Here is an 18207-nt window from a genome sequence, read left to right as displayed (position 1 = left end):
GTGGCCGGGGCCGCACGGACGGCTCCGGGACACCACGAAAGGGAAAGCACTGTGACCAGCACCAACGCCTCCGCCCAGCAGATCGCCGAGAACTTCACCCGCGCGTGGATGGGCGGCGACGTCGACGGGGCGCTCGGCTTCCTCGCCGAGGACGTCGTGTGCGACGCGCCCGCCGGCCGGATCGAGGGCCGGGCCGCCTACCGGGGCTTCCTGGAGGGCTTCCTGCCCAGGCTCACCGGGTCCGCCATCACCAAGGTCCTCGGCGACGGCACGAGCGCGGCCGTCGTCTACACCACCGACACCACGTTCGCCCGGGACTTCCGCGCCATGGACTACCTGACCGTCGCCGGCGGCCGGATCACGCGCGTCGTCACCGTCTTCGACCGCCTTCCGGCCGTCCAGGCCATGCGCCGTGAGGAAGGCTGACCCCCGTACGACAAAAAGCCGGAAAAAACCGGTGCGGTGAGTGTCGTGTCCGGGCGAGGCCGTTCGTCCATGGAGTGAGGGGCCGGTGAGAGGCACCGGCCCGCACCCATGAGGAGCCAGAGATGACCAACGCGATCACCGGTGTCCGGACCGTCGCCGTGCCCGTCACCGACCAGGACCGGGCGGTCGAGTTCTACGTGGGCGTCCTCGGCTTCGACAAGCGCCTGGACGTCCCCGCCGGACGGTTCGGCGGGCGCTGGGTCGAGGTGGCGCCCGCGGGGGCGGCGACCTCGATCGCTCTCGTCCAGGCGGACGAGAGCGCGCCGGCCGGGACCGACACGGGCATCCGTCTCACCACGGACGACGCCTCCGCCCTGCGCGAGGAGCTGGCGGCGCGCGGCGTCGAGGTGGGCGAGCTGCTGCGGTGGGAGGGAGTCCCGCCGATGTTCGTCCTGCGGGACGCGGACGGCAACGGCCTCGTGGTCGTCGAGTGACAGGCCGGGGCCCGAGCCCGGTGAGCCGGCGGTGAGCGCGCGGTGAGCCGGCCCCGGCACGGTTGGCCCATGGCCGGTCCGCACCGAGGACCGGACGCGGCACTTGAGGAGCTGACATGGGTTTCCTGGCGGGCAGGACGGCACTGGTGACGGGCGGGTCGCGGGGCATCGGCCGGGCGGTGGCGCTGCGGCTGGCCGCCGAGGGCGCCGAGGTCGCCGTCCACTACGGCGGCGACGAGGAGGCGGCCGAGCGGACCGTGACCCGGATCGAGGAGGCGGGCGGCCGCGCGTTCGCCGTCCGGGCCCGCTTCGGCGAGGACGGCGCGGTGGACCGGCTCTTCGCGGGCCTGACCGCAGGGCTGGCGGGACGCGGCCTGGACATCGTGGTCAACAACGCGGGCATCGGCTCCGGCAACCCGATCGCGCGGGTCACCCCGCAGGAGCTGGACATGCTGCTGGCGATCAACGTGACCACGCCGTTCTTCGTGATCCAGCGGGCGCTGCCGCTGCTGAACGACGGCGGCCGCATCGTCAACATGGGGTCGACCGCCAGCCGCATCGCGGTCTCCACGCAGATCGGCTACACCATCAGCAAGGCCGCGCTGGAGTCCATGGCCCCCTCGCTGGCCAACGAGCTGGGCCGGCGCGGCATCACGGTGAACACCGTCGCGCCCGGCGCGGTGCGCACGGACCTGACCGTCGGCTACACCTCCATCCCCGAGGTGGTGGCCGGGCTGGAGGCGATCACCGCGCTCGGACGGCTCGGGGAGCCGGAGGACGTCGCCGACGTGGTCGCCTTCCTGGCCGGGCCGCAGGGCCGCTGGGTGACCGGCCAGACCGTCGACGTCTCCGGCGGGACGTACCTCGGCCCCATCGCCTGACCACGGCACCGCGCCTCCGCCCGCGCCCCTCGATAGAGTACGTGCCGATGTTCGGACGTAGATCAGCTGTCGAGGACATGGCCGGCCAGGCCGCCCGGTCGGGCGCGCGGTTCCTGCGGACGGCGGACGCCCTCGGCGACGCCGGCCTGCGGGGCCCCTCGGGGCTGGCGACGTGGACGCGTGGGCACGTGCTGGCCCACGTCGCCCGGAGCGCCGACGCGTACGTGTGGATGCTGCGCCTGGCCCGTACCGGTGCCGAACCCGGCCCCAGGGCGGACGCGGCGGCCATGGCGCGGGCGGTCGAGGAAGGCGCGGCTCTGCCGGCCGCCGAGCTGCTGGCGGGCACGCGCCGCAGCCTGGACCGGTTCGCCGAGGAGGTCCGCACGATGCCGGGCCCGGCCTGGGACACCATGGTCACCGCCCTCGCGGGCTGGCGCCATCCCGCCTGGTACGTCCTGTGCCGGTGCGTGCGCGAGCTGGAGACCCATCACGTGGACCTGGCCGCCGGGTACCGGACGGCCGACTGGCCGGAGGCGTATGTCGCCTGGGCGCTGGAGGAGACCCTGGCCGCTCTGGCGGCGCGCGGCTTCCCGCTCTCCCGGGTCACCGCCGCCGACCACGACCGGACCTGGGAGGTCTCCCCGGACGGGCCGGCGGTCACCGCTCCCGGCCATGTCCTGCTCGGCTGGCTCAGCGGACGCACCCCCGCCGCCCGGATCACCGGCGACGGACCGTCCGGGACCTTGCCGGTGCCACCCCCGTGGCCGCAGCCGCCCGTCCCCGGCTGGGGGCCGGAATCCGGCTGACGACGACCGGGGGAGGGCGTGCTCTCGTCGGACCTGGTCGTCGGCGCCGTGCTGATCACGTGCCCGGCGCGCCGCTGAACCCCGCGTCATGTGCCGGGGGCGGCGACGGCGTCCGGAGGCAGGCGGCGCGCCAGGCGGAGCAGCGCGAGGCAGGCGGGCACGAGGAGCGCGGCCAGCGCGATCCACAGCAGTGACGGCTCGGTGTCGAGGAGCGCGGCGTAGCCTCCCGGCGCGACGACGGCCGCCACCGCCCAGGTCTGCTGATGGATCGCGAGGTACCGCCCGCGCAGCGCCGGCGGCGCCGTGGCGGCGGCCAGCGCCCAGGACGGCGTGGTGTGCATGAGCTCGCCCAGGGTGAGGACGAGCGTGGCCACCAGCAGGCCGCCCGCCCGCGGCGCTCCCGGCGGCAGGAGCGCCGTCGCGGCGTACAGCGCGCACGCCGCGACGAGGATCGTCCCGGCCAGCGCCATGGCGTGCGTACGGCGGGCGGCGCGTTGCCAGCGGCGCACCGCGAGCTGGCCGGCGGCCACCAGGACCGTGTTGAGGGTGTAGAGCACGCCCGTCAGCCAGACAGGGGCGCCCAGCACCGTCACCGCGTACACGGGCAGCGCCACCGGAAGGATCATGTGCGCGAGCGTGAACGCCTGCTCGGCCGCGACGAGAGCGACGAACGGCCGGTCGGAGAACACCGCCCGGTACCCCCTCGGCTCCCTGGGCGTCGCCGGCGCGGGCGCGCGCCGGCCGGAGACGACGAGGCACCCGGTCGCCACGAGGAAGCTGGCCGCGTTGAGCGCCGCGATGAGGGTGAACCCCGCGCCGCCGGCCAGCGACACCGCACCGGCCGACAGCAGTCCGCCGAGGCCGAACGCGACGTTCCTGGCGGTGGCCATCAGCGTGTACAGCTTGTCGCGGTCCGCGCCCCGCGCGAGGAGCGCGACGTAACTCCCCGAGGCGGGATAGTAGGCGCGGTCGCCGGTCGCGACCACGGCGGCGACGGCCACGAGCGCGGCGAAGCCGTCCACGAACGGGTAGGCGGCGAAGCCCGCGGCGCGCAGCAGGTACGTGGCCATGAGCACGCGCCGCGCGCCGAAGCGGTCGATCAGCGCGCCGGCCGCCGGGTTCGCGGCCAGTCCCACCACGGCGGCGGCGGTCACGCCCAGGCCGACCGTGGTCAGGGGCAGCCCGGTCACCTGGTGGATGAACAGGAGCGTGAGCGGGACGTACAGGCCGCTGCCCAGCGCGTCGGCGAACATGCCGACGAGGAAGGGCCGGGCGCCCGCGACACGTCGTCCGGTGGAGGTGATGATCACGTCGACGATTCTCGGCGCGGCGGCGGCCGGCGGGGATCGGCCGGTGGCCGGGGAAGCGGCTGGGTCGATGGTCCTACGACCTCGACGCCGTACGTGCCCCGGCCACCGCGCCGTGGTGCCGGAGTTCCGGTGCCGAGCCGGCACCGGAGGGCTGGAGCCGGGTCGCCCGGCCGTGGATCAATGGCAGGCGGTCGCCGGGATGGTGTCCCGGATCCGGCCGTCGTCCTGGACGAGCTGGCCGGAGAAGCCGGTGCCGGTCAGGGTCAGCTTGAGCACGCCGTGCAGGTCGGTCAGGCGTACCAGGCTGTTGGGGTGCACCTCGTGCTCGAAGGTGTAGTTCTCGGCGCCGCCGAGGCCCGCGGTGACGGCCAGCGGCCCCGCCGCGGTGGCCTTGCCGTCGGGGTCCTGCGGGCGGAACCGCTCGTAGACGTGGTCGTGGCCGTTGAGGATCAGGTCGGCGCCCGCGGCGTACAGCGCGCGCCACACCGGCAGGCTGACGGGGTCGTAGCCCTTGCTGCCGGAGTTGAACAGCGGATGGTGCCAGTAGGCGGCGACGCACTTCTTGGTGGTGCGGGCGAGGTCGCTCTTCAGCCAGGTCACCTGGGCCGAGCCGGCGGACATGGACTGCTCGGAGTCGAGGGCGACGAAGTGCCAGTTGCCGTGGTCGAAGCTGTAGTAGGTCTTGCCGCCGGGGGTGGCGAGGGAGCCGAAGTACGCCTTGTACCCGGAGGCCCCTCCGGCGGGGTCGTAGTACTCGTGGTTGCCCGGCGTGGGTCTGGTCTTGGTCTTGAAGCGACCCCAGGTGGTGGCGTAGTAGGACCGGTACTCCGACAGCTTCCCGTCGTCGTACTGGTTGTCGCCCATGGTCAGCACATAGACGGGGTTGATCGACTCGACCAGCCGGGCGGTGCGCTCGTGCGGGCAGGCCGTTCCGTCGCCGGCGCGGCACGTCCCGGCGATGTCGCCGGCGGCCGCGACCACGAACGATCCGTCGCCGTCGCCGCCGCCCTTGCCGTAGACCTCCAGTTCCCACAGCGAGTAGCCGTAGGGGGTGGCCCGCGCCGTGCCGTACACCCGCACGTAGCGTCCGCTCCCGGTCACGGTCAGGTCGTCGACGCCGCCGTCACCGGAGGAGGTCGAGGACAGGGTGGTCCAGGTGGCCCCGTCGGCCGACGCCTCCACCCGGTACGCCTTGGCGTAGGCGGCCTCCCAGGACAGCCGCACCCGGCTGATCGTCGCCGGGCCGCCCAGGTCCACTCTGATCCACTGGGGGTCGGATCCTTCGGCGGAGGCCCACCGCGTCGTGGTGCCGCCGTCCACGGCCTTGTCGGCGGTGAGCGTCGAGTCCTCCACCGAGGACGCGGTGGCGGGCCGTCCCTGCGAGATGAGTCCGTCGTCCGCGTGGCCGGGCGTGGCCTGCCCGACCTGGAGCAGCACGCTGGCCGCGAGCAGCGCCACCGCTGCCCTGATCCGTCTGGATAACACTCCGTTCTCCTTCCGAGTGATCGTGTCGCAAATGATCGGTTTCCGGTGATCGGCTTTCAGGTGATCGCGGGTGAGGAGGCTTCGGTGGCCAGCAGCCGGGGAGCACCGCTCCCGTCGGCGGGCGCCGCCCACACGTCGCGGCCCTTGGCGTACATGACGCTCTCGGCGTCGAGCCACACCGCCTGGTCGTCCACGTCGGCGGTCTCGGCGAGCGGGGTCTCCCGGTCGGTGGCCAGGTCCAGCGCGTGCAGGCGCCAGGCGCCGGACGGCATGCGCTTCTTGTAGACGATCCGGCGGCCGTCCGGGGACAGCGACGGGCACTCGGCGTTCTCCCTGAGCACCCTGGCCTGCCAGCGGGTGTAGTCGCCCTCGACCAGATAGGTCTTCCCCCGGGTCGCGACCGTGGCGTAGAAGCGGCTGTCGTCCGGCGCGAAGGTGACGCCCCAGTAGTTCACGTCGGCGGAGTGGTAGCGGCGGCCGTCCTTGATCAGCGGGATGTCCTCGATGGTGACGGTCACGTTCCCGGTGCGGGTGTCGAGCAGCCCGGTCCGGGTGGAGAACGCGCCGCCGGTGTAGGAGTCGCCGGTGACGAAGACCGTCCAGGAGATCATCCTGCCGCTGGCGGAGACCCGCGCCCTGCTCGGGACCCCGGCGAGCCTGACGCGCCGGGTCTGTCTCATGGCGTGGTCGAGGACCAGCGCGTACGTCGTCGCCATCGCCCCGGGCTGGGCGACCAGGCACACGCCCGTGCCGTGCGCCGTGTGGAAGCGATCGCACCGGGTGCTGCTGCCGCGGATCAGGCCGGTGGCCCGGTCCCTGACCAGGAGCTGGCCGGGCTTGGCCAGGTCGAGCGTGCTCCGGCCGGCCGCGGGGGCGGGACGTCCGGACCACAGGATGTAGCCGGTCGCGCCGCCGCCCAGCACGAGCATGGCGACGAGCAGGATCACACCGCGTCTCATCGGACCACCTTCCGGAGCGACAGGCACGCCACCACGCCCACGCCCATCGCGACCAGGCCGGGTACGGGGCCGAACGCCGCCCAGGCGGCGCCGTACAGGATGGAGGAGACCATGCGGGCGACGGCCTGGCCGGTCTGCAGCAGGGCCAGCCCGCTCGTGCGCAACCCGGGGGGCAGCAACGGCCCGGCGGCGGCCATGAGCACCCCGTCGGTGGCGGCGTAGAAGAGGCCGAGCAACGGCAGGACCGCCCAGAACGGCCCGGACGCCGCGAGCACGCCGTAGACGGCCACGAGCGCGAGGTGGCCCAGCACGAACATCGTGCCCCTGCCCACCCGGTCGGCGAGCCTGCCCAGGGGTACGGCGAGCAGCAGGTACGCCGCCGCGGTGCCCAACGGCAGCAGCGGAAGGTGCTCGGTCGCGAGCCCGGCGTTGTGCTGCACCAGCAGGTAGACGAAGGCGTCGCTGACCGTCACCAGCCCCAGGCCGCATGCCGTCAGGCACAGCCGCCTGAACCGCGGTTCGCCGAGCAGCGCCAGCGCGGGCCGGATCGAGGCCGGGGACGGCGCTGCCTCCCGCCGGTCGCGCACGTAGAGCACGAAGATCAGCACCCCCAGCACGGCGACCGCGAAGCTGACCACGAACACCGCGTCGTAGGCGCCGCTCGTGCCGAGGACGGCGAAGGCGACCAGCGGTCCGAGGAACGCCCCGGCGGTGTCCATGGCCCGGTGCACGCCGAACGCCTGACCGAGCCGCCCGGGGTCGGCGCTGAGCGTGATCAGCGCGTCACGCGGGGCGGTGCGCAGGCCCTTGCCGGTCCGGTCGGCCGCGACCACGGCGCCGACCAGGGCGGCCGAGCCGCCGGCCGCCGGCAGCCCCAGCCGGCACGCCGCCGACAGCGCGTAACCGAGGCCCGCGACCAGCTTGGGCCGCTGGAGCCGGTCGGCGAGGTGGGCGCCGGCCAGCCGTACCACGGCGGTCACGCCGAAGAAGAGGCCGTCCACCAGCCCGAAGGCCAGCGGGCTCAGCCCCAGCGAGAGCACGAGGTAGAAGGGCAGGATCGCGGTGACCATCTCGGAGGAGACATCGGTCACCAGGCTGACCGCGCCGAGCGCCAGGACGTTGGCGGGCACGGCGAGGCTGAGTCGGGACATCTTGACGCCGGGCTTGACATCCGCGATGTACACGGCAGTGCTCCATGGGTGATCGGCATGGAAGGGGCGGTCAGCATGGAAGGCGCGGCCGGGTCAGGATCTGAGCGCGTCACGCCACCGGGGCGCCGCGCCAAGCCGCTCGCCTGAAGAGTGGCAAGCGGCCGGGGCCACGTCAAGATAGTTAGGAAAATTTCCTAACTAGTACGTCGTGGGGGGCTGGAGCTCGGCGAAGGGTTCAGCCCGCCTGAAGGCTGGGGCGACGCGACGGTCGATGCGTGGTCCGCCCGCCCGGCATCGGACAATTCCTGGAACGGCGATATTTCGCCCCGCCGGGGGCGGGCCGGCCGCATAGTTCGCGACACGAATTATCTTTTGAAGGAAACCCTCCGCGCGCCGTACGAGACGCGCGATCGCGTCGGTGAACCCCGGCCACCGCCTGCCGCAGGAAGCCCAGCTCGTCATGGGCCCGGTCGTAGGCGCGCCCTGCCCCACCGTCGGTATGTTCACCAGCGGGTACGACACCGAGGACAGGTCACCGGCCGGCACCGCGGGCAGGCCGGGCATCGCCGAGGCGCTCGCAGGTCACCTCGATCCCGGCCGGGCCGACGTCGCACGCCTTCATCTCGCTCATCTCGGAGAATGACAGTGACCAATGGCGTCCAGGCAAGGGTGATGTCAAGAATCGACAATAAACAATGCGCCGCATGTGATGAAAAACGGAACTCGGACGGTGGCCGGGACGTCGTCCTCGGCCGGCCGCGTGGCCCCCGCGGGCTCGCGGGGCAGGGCGAGGTAGGCCAGGGCCAGGCCCGCCAGGCTCAGTGCCGCGCCGGTCAGACCGGCCCAGCGCAGGGCGCCCGCCGCGACGATGACGCCGCCGACGGCCGAGCCGGTCGCCGCGCCCAGGGTGAAGTGCCGACGTTGGCGGAGAAGCCGACCGCGGTGGTGGCGATCGCCGGGGCGCGGCGAGGGCTCAGGCGCCGGTGACGCCGTCCACGCCCTGCCGGATCATGTCGGCGTGCCCGTTGTGCCGGGCGTACTCGCCGATCATGTGGTTGTGCAGCAGCCGCACGGTCACCGTGCCCCAGCCCGCGTTCTCGAACGTGGTGTCCATCGGCACCCCGGCCGCGGCCTTGCGGGCCAGGTCCTGCTGCTCCAGCAGCACCGCGTACTCGGCCTCGGCCCGCGCCGGGTCGAGGTCCTCGAAGTCGGCGTCGGGCCGCTCGGGCGTGGAGTAGAGCTTCGGGACGTCCTCCCCGAGCAGGGACCGCCGGAACCAGATGTGCTCCACCTTCGCCAGGTGCCGGATCAGGCCCAGCAGCGACAGGTTCGACCAGGGGATCGGCGTGGCGGCGAGCTGCTCGCCGGTGAGGCCCGCGCACTTGTGCAGGAACGTCGCGCGGTGCCAGTCGAGCAGGCCCGGCAGCAGGTCGGCCTCGGGCGCGAGCAGTGACCCCTCGGGACGGGTCACCTCGGGGGCGGTCCAAGTCATGCCTGGCATGATGCCACGCCCGAGCCGCCGGGACGTCCGCACCAAACCGTTCCGGACACCGGGCATGCGCGGCCTCGACTGGCGCGTCGGCCGGCCGCGACCGCCCCTTGAGGTAGAGCCGACTCTAACTTGTAACGTCACCACGCAGCCGATCCGACTCACAGGGGAAGATCATGAGTGTGTGGTTTGTCACCGGGGCGTCGCGGGGTCTCGGGGCGGAGATCGTGCGGGAAGCACTGTCTCGCGGGCACGAGGTCGTCGCCACGGCCCGGGACGTGGAGGCGATCCTCAAGGCGTACCCGGACCAGCCCGACGGGCTGCTGGCCGTGAGCGCGGACGTCACCTCCCAGGAGCGGCTGCGGGCCGCGGTGGACGCGGGGCTGGCCGCGTTCGGCCGGATCGACGTCGTGGTCAACAACGCCGGATACGGGCTGGTGGGCGCGGTCGAGGAGGTGTCCGACGAGGCGGCGCGCGACCTGTTCGACGTCAACGTCTTCGGCGTGCTGAACACGTTGCGCGCGACGCTTCCCACGCTGCGCGCCCAGCGGTCCGGGTGCGTCGTGAACATCGGTTCGGTGGCCGGGTTCGCGACCGCCCCGGGCACGGGCCTGTACGGCGCGACGAAGTTCGCCGTCGAGGGCATCTCCGAAGCGCTCCACGGCGAACTGGCGCCCCTCGGCGTGCGGGTCGTCGTCGTCGAGCCGGGCGGCTTCCGCACGGACTTCCTCAACGGCGCGAGCCTCCGGGTCGAGCCCGCGTCCATCCCGGACTACGACGCCGGCGCGGGCCCCACCCGGGCGGCCCTGGCCGCCGGCGACGGCCGTCAGCCGGGCGACCCGGCGAAGGCCGCCGCCGTGATCGTGGACGTCGCGGAGGCCGGCGAGCCTCCGCTGCGCCTGCAGCTCGGCGCGGACGCGGTCGAACGGGTGGAGGCCAAGCTCGACCTCGTCCGCCGTGAGCTGGACCGGTGGCGGCCCACCGCCCTCTCGACCGGCTTCTGACCGCCCCGGACGCCCGGGGTCACGCCCGCCTGGTGATGCGGATCTTCGACTGCTTGTGCGGCAGCCGTTCCCAGTCGTCCATGAACACGGCGTTCAGCCCGTACCTGCCGGCGAGCGCGACGAGCGTCTCGGTGCGGTAGTAGAAGTCCTCGCGCAGCACGTGGTGCTCCTGCCCCTCCGTGCGGTCGAAGGTGAAGTCGAACCAGCCCTGCGGCCGCAGGACGCGGCCCACGTGCGCGAAGCACTCCTCGATGACGGGCAGCGGCGAGTGCGAGAAGACGCTGTGGGCGTGGACGACGTCGAAGTGCGCGTCGGGCAGGAACGCGAAGCGCAGGTCGCGCACCGGCGTCAGGTGCGGCAGCTTGTCGCGCAGGCCGTGGGCGACGATCGTGTCCTGGGCGGCGAAGAGGATGTCGGGGGAGATGTCGATGCCGTAGTAGTTGCCCTGGTCGAGGTAGTCGATGAACAGGTGGCCGGCCCGCAGGTTGCCGCAGCCGATCTCCAGCATCCGGAACTCCGGCTTGAGCCCGTGCTCCTTCAGGTAGTCGAACTGCATGCGCCCGAGCGCCAGCCAGCGCTTGTGCGAGTGGGAGCCGACGGCCCCCTCGGGGCTGCGGGCCGTGTCGGATCGCATGACGGCCCGGTAGTACGCGACGTGGTCGCGCGTGCGCAGCCGCAGCCAGGCGTCGCGCGCCAGCCGGCGCAGGTGCGGCACGACGCGCCCCGGGTGGGTGAGGGCGTAGCGGGCTTGGTGGGCGAGGCTCGAACGGTTGTGTTTCACGTCGGGACCACCAGACGGGTGACGGTACGGCCATGGGCCCTGGAAATGTAGGCAGCCCCGGCCGCCCGCTCAACGACCGGCGCGCCTGGAAGGCGTCCAGGTAAGGCAAAGACATCGGCCGCGCCGCCTCGTGTCGCTTATAAGAGTTGACTTATATAAGCAGCTGTCGGCATACTTTCGGAGTGCATGCGTTCGACGTTCTCGGCGACCCGGTCCGGCGCCGGATCCTGGAGCTGCTCGCCGACGGCGAGCTGAGCTCCGGCGAGGTCACCACCGTCATCAGGCACGAGTACGGGATCTCCCAGCCCGCCGTCTCCCAGCACCTGCGGGTGCTGCGCGACAGCGGGTTCGCCACTGTGCGGGCCGACGGGGCGCGCCGCCTCTACGCCGTCGATCCCACCCCGCTACGGGAGGTCGACGTGTGGCTGGAGCGCTTCCGCGGATTCTGGGAGAACCGGCTCGACGCCCTGGCCACCGAGCTGGCGCGCGGCAGACGCCGCCGCCGCGACCCTGACCCGCCGGCCCCGCCGCCGGCGCCGACCAGAGACGAGCAGACATGATCGAGATCATCGACCAGATCAAGCTGGCCCACCGGGAGGTGGGCGAGGACGGCGAGACCAAGACCGTGACGATCAGCCGGCGCTACGAGGCCGCCGTCGAGGACGTGTGGGACGCCTGCACCGACCCCGAGCGGATCGCCCGGTGGTTCCTGCCGGTCAGCGGCGACTTCCGCGTCGGCGGCCACTACCAGCTCCAGGGCAACGCGGGCGGCGAGATCCTGCGCTGCGAGCCGCCCGGCCTGCTGAAGGTGTCCTGGGTGATGGGTGACGCCCCGGGCCTGTCGGAGGTCGAGGTGCGCCTGACGGCCGAGGGTAAGGACAGCACGCTGTTCGAGCTGCGGCACGTGGCGACGGTGCCGCCCGGGATGTGGTCCACGTACGGGCCCGGCGCGGTGGGCGTCGGCTGGGACCTCACCGTGCTGGGCCTCGGCCTGCACCTGGCCGGCGGCTCGATCGGCGACCCCAGGGCGTGGGAGGCGAGCGAGGAGGCCCGCCGGTGCATGACGGTCAGCGCGGAGGCGTGGGGCGAGGCGCACCGGAAGGCGGGCGAGTCGCCCGAGACCGTGGCCGCCATGGTCAAGAACACCCTCGGCTTCTACGCCCCGGAGCCCGGCGCCCCCGCGAGCGGGCAGTAGCCGCGGGCGCGGGGGACGTGATGCCGCCCGCCCCGGGGCCGGCGGCATCACGTCCCCCGCTCAGACGACGGCCCCGGAGCCGTTCCTGGCCGGGGCCTTGCGCTTCCCGGCCGGCTCCGGCGGCGGCCGGTCGCCGCGCCGTTCCAGCTCGACCGCCAGCGGCCCGGCCACGAACGCCGAGGACGCCGTCCCGGCCACGATGCCGATGACCAGCGCGATCGCGAAGTCCCGCAGCGAGTCGCCGCCGAAGACGGCCAGCGCCACCAGGATGAACAGCGCGCCCATGCCGGTGTTGACCGTGCGCGGCACGGTCTGCAGGATCGCCCCGTTGACCACCTCGGCGAACGGCCTGTCCCGGTGCGCGCCCCACAGCTCCCGGACCCGGTCGAACACCACCACCTTGTCGTTGATCGAGTACCCGATGACGGTGAGCATGGCGGCCAGGAACACCCCGTCCACCGGCTTGCCCAGCCAGGCGAACGCGCCCACGACGGCCGCCGCGTCCACCACCAGCGCCAGCACGGCGGCGGCCCCGAACGTCCACCGGAACCTGACCGCCAGGTAGAGCAGCTGCGCCCCGAGCGCCACGCCGAGCGCGACGAACGCGTTGCGGCGCAGCTCCTCGCCCAGGCTCGGCCCGATCAGCTCGTCGCGCTGCTTGGTCACCTCGCCGACCCCGGCGTCCAGGGCCCGCTCCAGGCCGGCCACCTCGTCCGCGGAGATCTGCCCGGTCCGTACGGTGATCGCCTCGCCGGAGACCTGCACCACGGCCTGCGGATGCCCGGCGCCGGTCACGACCTGCCGGGCCGTCTCCGCGCCCACGGGCCGGCTCGCGGCGAACTCGACCAGGCGTCCCCCGGTGAACTCCACCCCGACGTTCAGCCCGTGCAGGACCAGGCCCGCGACGGCGGCGGCGGTGAGCGCGCCCGCGAGGCCGAGCCAGAGCCGGCCGCGCGCCATCAGGTCCGGGGCCCGCCTGGTGACCCACGTCCTGACCCGTCCGACGCCCCCCAGACCGGACACCCGCGGGCTCAGCCGTCCGGCGGCGAGGTGGACGAGGACGCGGGTGACGAGCATGGCCGACACGAGCGAGGCCAGCACGCCGATGGCCAGCGTGACGCCGAACCCGCGCACCGGCCCCGACGCCAGCCAGAACAGCAGACCGGCGGCCAGCAGCGTGGTGATGCCGGAGTCGGCGATGGCGCTCCACGCGTGCCGGAAGCCCCGGTCCAGGGCGGCCCGCAGGCCCCGGCCGGGTCGCCGGCCGTACTCCTCGCGGGCGCGTTCGAAGACCAGGACGTTGGCGTCCACGGCCATGCCGACCGCCAGCACGAACCCGGCCAGGCCGGGCAGCGTCAGCGTCGCGCCGAGCGCGAGCAGCGCCGCGTACGAGATGAGCCCGTAGACGGCCAGCGCCACGGCCGCGAGCAGGCCCACCACGCGGTAGACGACGACGATGAACAGCGCGGTCAGCGCCAGCCCGGCCACGCCCGCCTTGGCGCTGGCCTCGATGGCCTGCTCGCCGAGCGTGGGGCCGACGGTGCGCTGCTCGACCAGCGTCAGCGGCACCGGCAGGGCGCCGCCCTTGATGAGCACGGCCAGCTCGTCGGCCTCCTGCTGGGTGAACGAGCCGGTGATCTGCGTGGACCCGCCCGGCATGCCGGCCCGGCACGCCACCGACGGGTCCACCTGCGGAGAGGAGATGATCTCGCGGTCCAGGACGATCGCGACCCGCCGCCTCGGATCGCCGGGCGCCTCGCAGGCCGCCGCGCCGGTCAGCCGCTGCCAGGCCCCGGCGTCGCGGAAGTCGACGGTGACGAACCAGCCGGGCCCCTGCTGCGGGTCGCTGCGGGCGGCCGCGTCCGTCACGGCGGCGCCGCTGACGGCGGCGGGCCCGAGCCGCAGCCGGGCCCCGGACTCGTCCGCGAGGACGGCGTCCCCTTGCTCCTCGGGGCCGGCGGCGCCCTGGACGGGATGGAAGGCGAGCTGGGCGGTCCTGCCGATGACCTCGGCGGCCTGGCGCGGGTCGAGCACGCCGGGCAGTTCCACGATGATCCGCCGCTCGCCGGAGCGCACGAGCGTGGGATCGACGACGCCGAGCGCGTCGGCCCGGCGCCGGAGCACGTCCAGCGCCCGGTCGGTGGCCTCGGAGTCGGCCTTGGCGGTGGGGGAGTCGCGGGTCTCGAACACGAGCTGGGTGCCGCCGCGCAGGTCGAGACCGAGGCGCGGCGACAGGGTGAACGCGAGGATGAATGCGGTGGCGATGACGGCGCACGCGACCACCGCGCGCCACACGGGCGCACGTGACATGGGAGCCTCCACGGGCTTTCGTCGACGAACGGGAACGAGCGTCAGCGCGTGGAGGAGGGCGGAGCGCGGGCCGGCGCCGCGCGGCGGTCCGGCCTCGGACGGGGCAGGCCGGGGGCGGTCGCGGCGGCCGCCCGCCGCGAGCCCGTGACGGGAACGGCCGTGCCGGGCAGCACCGCCAGGCCGCCGGACGCGGCCGGCGCCATGGCGTGCGGGTGCCCGCGCGACGCGCGTTCCTCGTGGGGGTATCCCGGAGCCTGGAGGACCTGGGTGAGGACGGCCTCGACGGCCTGGGCCGCCGCGTCGGCCCGGATTCCCGCGGGGGTCCGGAGCGCCTCGGCGGCCCGGATCGACGGGTGGGACGGCGGGGCGAGGGCGGGGCCGTTCGCCGGGACCGGGGCGAGCAGGTGCAGCAGGAGGACGAGCGCGGCGGCCAGGCGAGTGCGCACGCGTCCTCCTCTCCCTGGTCTCGTGCCGGGGTCGTGCGACGGGGTGGGTTCGGGGCCACCGTACCCCGCCGCGGCCGTCCGGGTGATCTGGCTGGTGAGGGCATGTGCCTTTCCGCGCGGGCTGGGCTATGGTCGGGCCTATGACGGGACCGTGGAGAACACCACGTGGGTCCGCCGCGTTCACGGGCGTGGTGGGCCTGGTCCTGTTGAGCCTGCTGATGATCGGCTCGCTTCCCGCCTGGTACGGCGGTGACACGGGGCACCGTTCGGCGGCGGCCGCGCAGACCTGGGTCCCCGGGGCGGGCGACGGGCAGCTGTCGAGCCTGCCGCCGCAGAACGCGAGCGTCCGCGAGCACCACGTGCTGTGGCTGGCGCTGCGGGGCGAGCGCGCCGTCGAGGCCGCCCACGGCCCGCTGCTGCCCGCGCCGGGTCTCGGCTCGGCCGCGATCCGCGATCCCCAGCAGGTCGGACACCGCGCCACGGGTTCACGCAGCCCGCCGCTGATCTAGCCGTCCGCTCTTCGATCTCCTGTACGCGCGCCCGCACGCCCGGGTGTCGCGCGCCCCTGCCCCGCGCCCGACGGCCGGGCCGGGGGCCGGCATCGCCGTCCCGCTCTCGCCGTGGACGGCCCTTCACGTACGCAAGGAGCCGTGGTCGTCATGGCCGACGTCAGATCAGTTCACACCCTGCTGCAGCGTTACGACCAGCACCTGGCGCAGCTGGAGGAGCTGCGCGCCCTGCTCCACGACCGGCTCGGCGCCGCCCGCGCGCTGGGCGACGACGAGCGGGCCGCCGCGGTCGAGGCGGCGCTCGAACGCATGGACCGCGGCGTCTACGGCGTGTGCCGCAGGTGCGGGGCGCTCATCGCTTTCGAGCGGCTGCTGCGGGCACCGGAGCGGCACGCGTGCGACGGCTGCGCCGTCCTGTCCGGCCATGGGGCGGCCGCGTGAACGCCCCGGTACGGCCGGCGTTCGTGGCGCTCGACCTGGGCACGGCGCGGACCCGGTCGCTGGCGGCGGGCGGGTTCGCGATCGCCGACCGGCCCTCGGCCGTGCCCGCCCACCCGCGCCGGCCGACCGCACCCGACCCGGACCGGACGCCTGCTCCAGGTGCCCAGGGCCGGACGCCTGCTCCAGGCGACCCGGGCCGGACGCGCGCTCCAGGGGACCCGGGCGGGGCGGCCGCGCCCGGCGGCCTCGGCCGGGCTTCCACGGCCGGGTCCGGGCTGGTGCGGCCGTTGCGGCACGGCATGGTCGCCGACCCGGGCGCCTGCCACCGGCTGGTCCGGCTCGTGCTGCACGACGCCCGGCTGAGCGGCGCGTGGCCGCTGGAGCGGGTGCTGGCGGGCGTGCCGGTGGCCGCCACGGCGAGCGACCGCGCCGCGGTCCGCGCCGCGGTGAGCGAGGCGGCCGGGTGCGCGGTGACCCTCGTCGAGGAGCCCCTGGCCGCCGCCGTCGGCGCCGGGCTGGACGTCGCCGGCTCCCGGCCGGTCCTGCTGCTCGACGTGGGGGCGGGCATCGTCGAGGCGGTCGTCATCCGCGACGGCGTCGTCACCGACGCGCTGGCCCTCCAGTTGAGCGCCACGACGGGCACGGGCCTGCCGTCGTACGCCCTCGACGGGGTCGTGGAGATGACCGCCCGCCTGCTGCGCCGCCTGCCGGCGCGGCTGCGTCCGGCCGCGCGCGACGGGGGCCTGCTGCTGACCGGCGGCGGAGCCCTGCAACCGCGGCTGGCGCACCGGCTGCGGGAGACGCTGCGGCTGCCGGTCGAGGCCGCGCCCGAGCCGGCCCACGCGACCGTACGCGGACTGACCCGCCTGTGCCTCCAACCCGCCATGGCCGGCGGCCTCGCCGCCGGCCGCTGAGCGACACCTCACCGGAGCCGCGCGCCTTTCGCCGACCGGTCGCCGTGACGCGACCGGCCGGCGTGACCGCCCGGCCCCGCGCCGGCCAGCCACCGGGCCGCCGGCCTTCGACGACTTCCCGAAAGGACCACTTCACGATGACCACCGGAACCAGCGGACAGACCCACCTGAGCAGCGTGCAGATCGACGTCCTGCGCCAGGAGCTCCAGGAGCAGCTCGCCCGGCGGCGCGGCCACCTGGCCGGCCTGCAGGAGGAGGCGAGCGAGGGCACCGGGGCCGACGAGACCTGGCAGGAGCTGTCGGTCTCCATCGTCACCGCCGACCGCGCCGTCGCCGAGCTCACCCAGGCGCTCGACCGGCTGGCGGAGGGCGGCTACGGCCGCTGCGCCGAGTGCGAGGCGGCGATCCCGTTCGAACGGCTGAAGATCCGCCCGCTGGCCCGCTACTGCATCGCCTGCCAGCGCCGGCACGAGGCCGCCTGACCCGCCGAAACCCGCCCGGCCGGCGCACGACCGCGCAGGCCGGGCGGGGAGCGGGGCTCTCAGCCGGCGGACAGGAACGGCACGACCTGCGGCAGCACCTCGGCCGACCGTCCCAGCCGCCCTTGCGGTCGGCGCCCGGCAGGGACGCGCCCAGACCCGGCTCGCGGGAGCTCGATCGCGTCGTCCACAGCGGAGCTGAACCGCCGACGAGGTCGAAGGCGCCGGCCACGAGGCGGGTGAGCCGGCACGTACGCGGCGACGTCGTGCGGCGCGTCGCCGGCCCCGGCCCGAGCGGGACCGTGCGGCGGGGTCAGGCGTGCATGCGCCCCGCCAGGAAGTCCAGCACGACCGGGGTGGCGTAGTCCTGGAACTCCTCGAAGTAGGCGTGCCGGGCGCCCGCGACGAGGATCATCCGCGCGCCCGGGATGCGCTCGGCGAGCAGCGGCGCGTTGTCGGCCGGGGTCATCAGGTCGTCGGTGCCGTGCAGCACCAGGGTGGGCGCGGTGATGCCGGGCAGGACGTCCCAGGCGTCGTGGCCGTTGCTGGCCGCCAGGTGCCGCCGCCGGGCGTGCGCGGGCATGCCCGGGTCTCCGGTCGTGGTGTACGGCCCGGGATGGGCGGCCAGCCAGCGCGGCGTGTACATCAGCTCGGCCAGGGCGCGCCCGGCCGCTTCGCGGTCCGGCTGGGCGAGCGCCCGGCGCACGCTGTTGTCGCGCTCGACGCCGTGCCGGCCGCCCGGCGAGGTGCAGCCGAGCACGAGCGAGCCGACCCGGCCCGGATGGTCGGCGGCCAGCCACTGCGCGACCCGCCCGCCCATGGACGTGCCGTAGACGTGGGCCCGTTCGACGCCGAGGTCGTCGAGGACGGCGACCACGTCGGCGGCGAGCGCCCGGGTGGTGTACGGCTCGTCGGGCTTGCCGCTGTCCCCGGTGCCGCGCCAGTCGAGGGTGATCGTGCGGTGGGCGTCCTCGAAGCCGGCGCGGACGCCGTCCCACCAGTGATGGCTGTTGGCCTGCCCGGACAGCAGCACGAGGGGCTCGCCCCGGCCGCCGGCCTGATAGGCCAGGGGGACGCCGTCGGGGGCGACGGCCGTACCGGTGACGATGCCGGCGAGTGGGGACATG

General features: G+C 74.5%; 20 protein-coding genes. 11 read left to right on the top strand and 9 right to left on the bottom strand.

The window, feature by feature from the left end; all coding sequences use genetic code 11:
- The first annotated feature begins 51 nt into the window (after positions 1 to 51).
- The 4 genes from HT134_RS00760 (at position 52) to HT134_RS00745 (ending at position 2607) form a co-directional block, all read left to right on the top strand.
- Positions 52 to 426: a nuclear transport factor 2 family protein gene (locus tag HT134_RS00760; protein ID WP_217707120.1), complete on the top strand. Its 375-nt coding sequence runs from the start codon at positions 52 to 54 to the stop codon at positions 424 to 426.
- A 122-nt stretch (positions 427 to 548) separates the two neighbouring features.
- Positions 549 to 920: a VOC family protein gene (locus HT134_RS00755; protein ID WP_175598307.1), complete on the top strand. Its 372-nt coding sequence runs from the start codon at positions 549 to 551 to the stop codon at positions 918 to 920.
- A 116-nt stretch (positions 921 to 1036) separates the two neighbouring features.
- The gene (locus HT134_RS00750; RefSeq protein ID WP_175598306.1) at positions 1037 to 1801 is read left to right on the top strand and encodes an SDR family NAD(P)-dependent oxidoreductase; all 765 of its coding nucleotides are present in this window, start codon (positions 1037 to 1039) and stop codon (positions 1799 to 1801) included.
- A gap of 47 nt (positions 1802 to 1848) precedes the next feature.
- On the top strand, positions 1849 to 2607 hold the full coding sequence (locus HT134_RS00745) for a maleylpyruvate isomerase family mycothiol-dependent enzyme (protein WP_217707119.1): 759 nt from the start codon (positions 1849 to 1851) through the stop codon (positions 2605 to 2607).
- Positions 2608 to 2693: 86 nt separating this feature from the next.
- Here the strand turns inward: HT134_RS00745 and HT134_RS00740 are convergent, their stop codons facing one another.
- The 5 genes from HT134_RS00740 to HT134_RS00720 form a co-directional block, all read right to left on the bottom strand.
- A complete protein-coding gene (locus HT134_RS00740) occupies positions 2694 to 3917 on the bottom strand; it encodes an MFS transporter (RefSeq protein WP_175598305.1) in 1224 nt (407 codons plus the stop codon).
- Between the two features lie 177 nt (positions 3918 to 4094).
- Entirely contained in the window at positions 4095 to 5402 is a 1308-nt protein-coding gene (locus HT134_RS00735; protein ID WP_175598304.1) for a discoidin domain-containing protein, read from the bottom strand.
- Positions 5403 to 5458: 56 nt separating this feature from the next.
- Entirely contained in the window at positions 5459 to 6361 is a 903-nt protein-coding gene (locus HT134_RS00730; protein ID WP_175598303.1) for a PD40 domain-containing protein, read from the bottom strand.
- Entirely contained in the window at positions 6358 to 7545 is a 1188-nt protein-coding gene (locus HT134_RS00725) for an MFS transporter (protein ID WP_312887904.1), read from the bottom strand. The genes HT134_RS00730 and HT134_RS00725 overlap by 4 nt, the downstream gene beginning before the upstream one ends.
- Before the next feature lie 940 nt (positions 7546 to 8485).
- Positions 8486 to 9004: a DinB family protein gene (locus HT134_RS00720; RefSeq protein ID WP_175598302.1), complete on the bottom strand. Its 519-nt coding sequence runs from the start codon at positions 9002 to 9004 to the stop codon at positions 8486 to 8488.
- Between the two features lie 173 nt (positions 9005 to 9177).
- Here HT134_RS00720 and HT134_RS00715 point away from each other — a divergent pair, with 173 nt between their 5' ends.
- On the top strand, positions 9178 to 10005 hold the full coding sequence (locus HT134_RS00715; protein ID WP_175598301.1) for an oxidoreductase: 828 nt from the start codon (positions 9178 to 9180) through the stop codon (positions 10003 to 10005).
- A 19-nt stretch (positions 10006 to 10024) separates the two neighbouring features.
- On the opposite strand, the gene HT134_RS00710 is transcribed toward HT134_RS00715, so the two are convergent.
- Positions 10025 to 10786: a class I SAM-dependent methyltransferase gene (locus HT134_RS00710; protein WP_175598300.1), complete on the bottom strand. Its 762-nt coding sequence runs from the start codon at positions 10784 to 10786 to the stop codon at positions 10025 to 10027.
- A gap of 182 nt (positions 10787 to 10968) precedes the next feature.
- Here HT134_RS00710 and HT134_RS00705 point away from each other — a divergent pair, with 182 nt between their 5' ends.
- Both HT134_RS00705 and HT134_RS00700 read left to right on the top strand, forming a co-directional pair.
- On the top strand, positions 10969 to 11346 hold the full coding sequence (locus tag HT134_RS00705; RefSeq protein ID WP_175598299.1) for an ArsR/SmtB family transcription factor: 378 nt from the start codon (positions 10969 to 10971) through the stop codon (positions 11344 to 11346).
- The gene (locus HT134_RS00700) at positions 11343 to 11981 is read left to right on the top strand and encodes an SRPBCC family protein (protein WP_175598298.1); all 639 of its coding nucleotides are present in this window, start codon (positions 11343 to 11345) and stop codon (positions 11979 to 11981) included. The genes HT134_RS00705 and HT134_RS00700 overlap by 4 nt, the downstream gene beginning before the upstream one ends.
- A 60-nt stretch (positions 11982 to 12041) precedes the next feature.
- On the opposite strand, the gene secD is transcribed toward HT134_RS00700, so the two are convergent.
- Positions 12042 to 14291, bottom strand: coding sequence for a protein translocase subunit SecD (gene secD, locus HT134_RS00695; protein WP_175598297.1), 2250 nt, complete (start codon positions 14289 to 14291; stop codon positions 12042 to 12044).
- 41 nt (positions 14292 to 14332) lie between these two features.
- The gene (locus HT134_RS00690; RefSeq protein WP_175598296.1) at positions 14333 to 14737 is read right to left on the bottom strand and encodes a hypothetical protein; all 405 of its coding nucleotides are present in this window, start codon (positions 14735 to 14737) and stop codon (positions 14333 to 14335) included.
- Between the two features lie 140 nt (positions 14738 to 14877).
- On the opposite strand from HT134_RS00690, the gene HT134_RS00685 reads away from it, so the two are divergent.
- From HT134_RS00685 to HT134_RS00670, 4 genes are all read left to right on the top strand, one after another.
- Positions 14878 to 15246 carry a hypothetical protein gene (locus HT134_RS00685; protein ID WP_175598295.1) on the top strand — a complete coding sequence of 123 codons (369 nt, stop codon included), beginning with the start codon at positions 14878 to 14880 and terminating at the stop codon, positions 15244 to 15246.
- 150 nt (positions 15247 to 15396) lie between these two features.
- A complete protein-coding gene (locus HT134_RS00680; protein WP_175598294.1) occupies positions 15397 to 15687 on the top strand; it encodes a TraR/DksA C4-type zinc finger protein in 291 nt (96 codons plus the stop codon).
- Complete coding sequence (locus HT134_RS00675) at positions 15684 to 16601, top strand: rod shape-determining protein (RefSeq protein ID WP_175598293.1); 918 nt, start codon at positions 15684 to 15686, stop codon at positions 16599 to 16601. Before HT134_RS00680 ends, HT134_RS00675 begins: the two co-directional genes overlap by 4 nt.
- Before the next feature lie 137 nt (positions 16602 to 16738).
- Complete coding sequence (locus HT134_RS00670) at positions 16739 to 17083, top strand: TraR/DksA family transcriptional regulator (RefSeq protein WP_175598292.1); 345 nt, start codon at positions 16739 to 16741, stop codon at positions 17081 to 17083.
- A gap of 310 nt (positions 17084 to 17393) precedes the next feature.
- On the opposite strand, the gene HT134_RS00665 is transcribed toward HT134_RS00670, so the two are convergent.
- Complete coding sequence (locus HT134_RS00665) at positions 17394 to 18206, bottom strand: alpha/beta fold hydrolase (protein ID WP_175598291.1); 813 nt, start codon at positions 18204 to 18206, stop codon at positions 17394 to 17396.
- Between the last annotated feature and the right edge of the window lies 1 nt (position 18207).

It is taken from the genome of Nonomuraea rhodomycinica (genome assembly GCF_013363995.1).
GTDB classification, from domain to species: Bacteria; Actinomycetota; Actinomycetes; order Streptosporangiales; family Streptosporangiaceae; genus Nonomuraea; species Nonomuraea rhodomycinica.
Note: the sequence above shows the minus strand (reverse complement) of the source record. Positions and strands in the feature narration are given on the sequence as shown.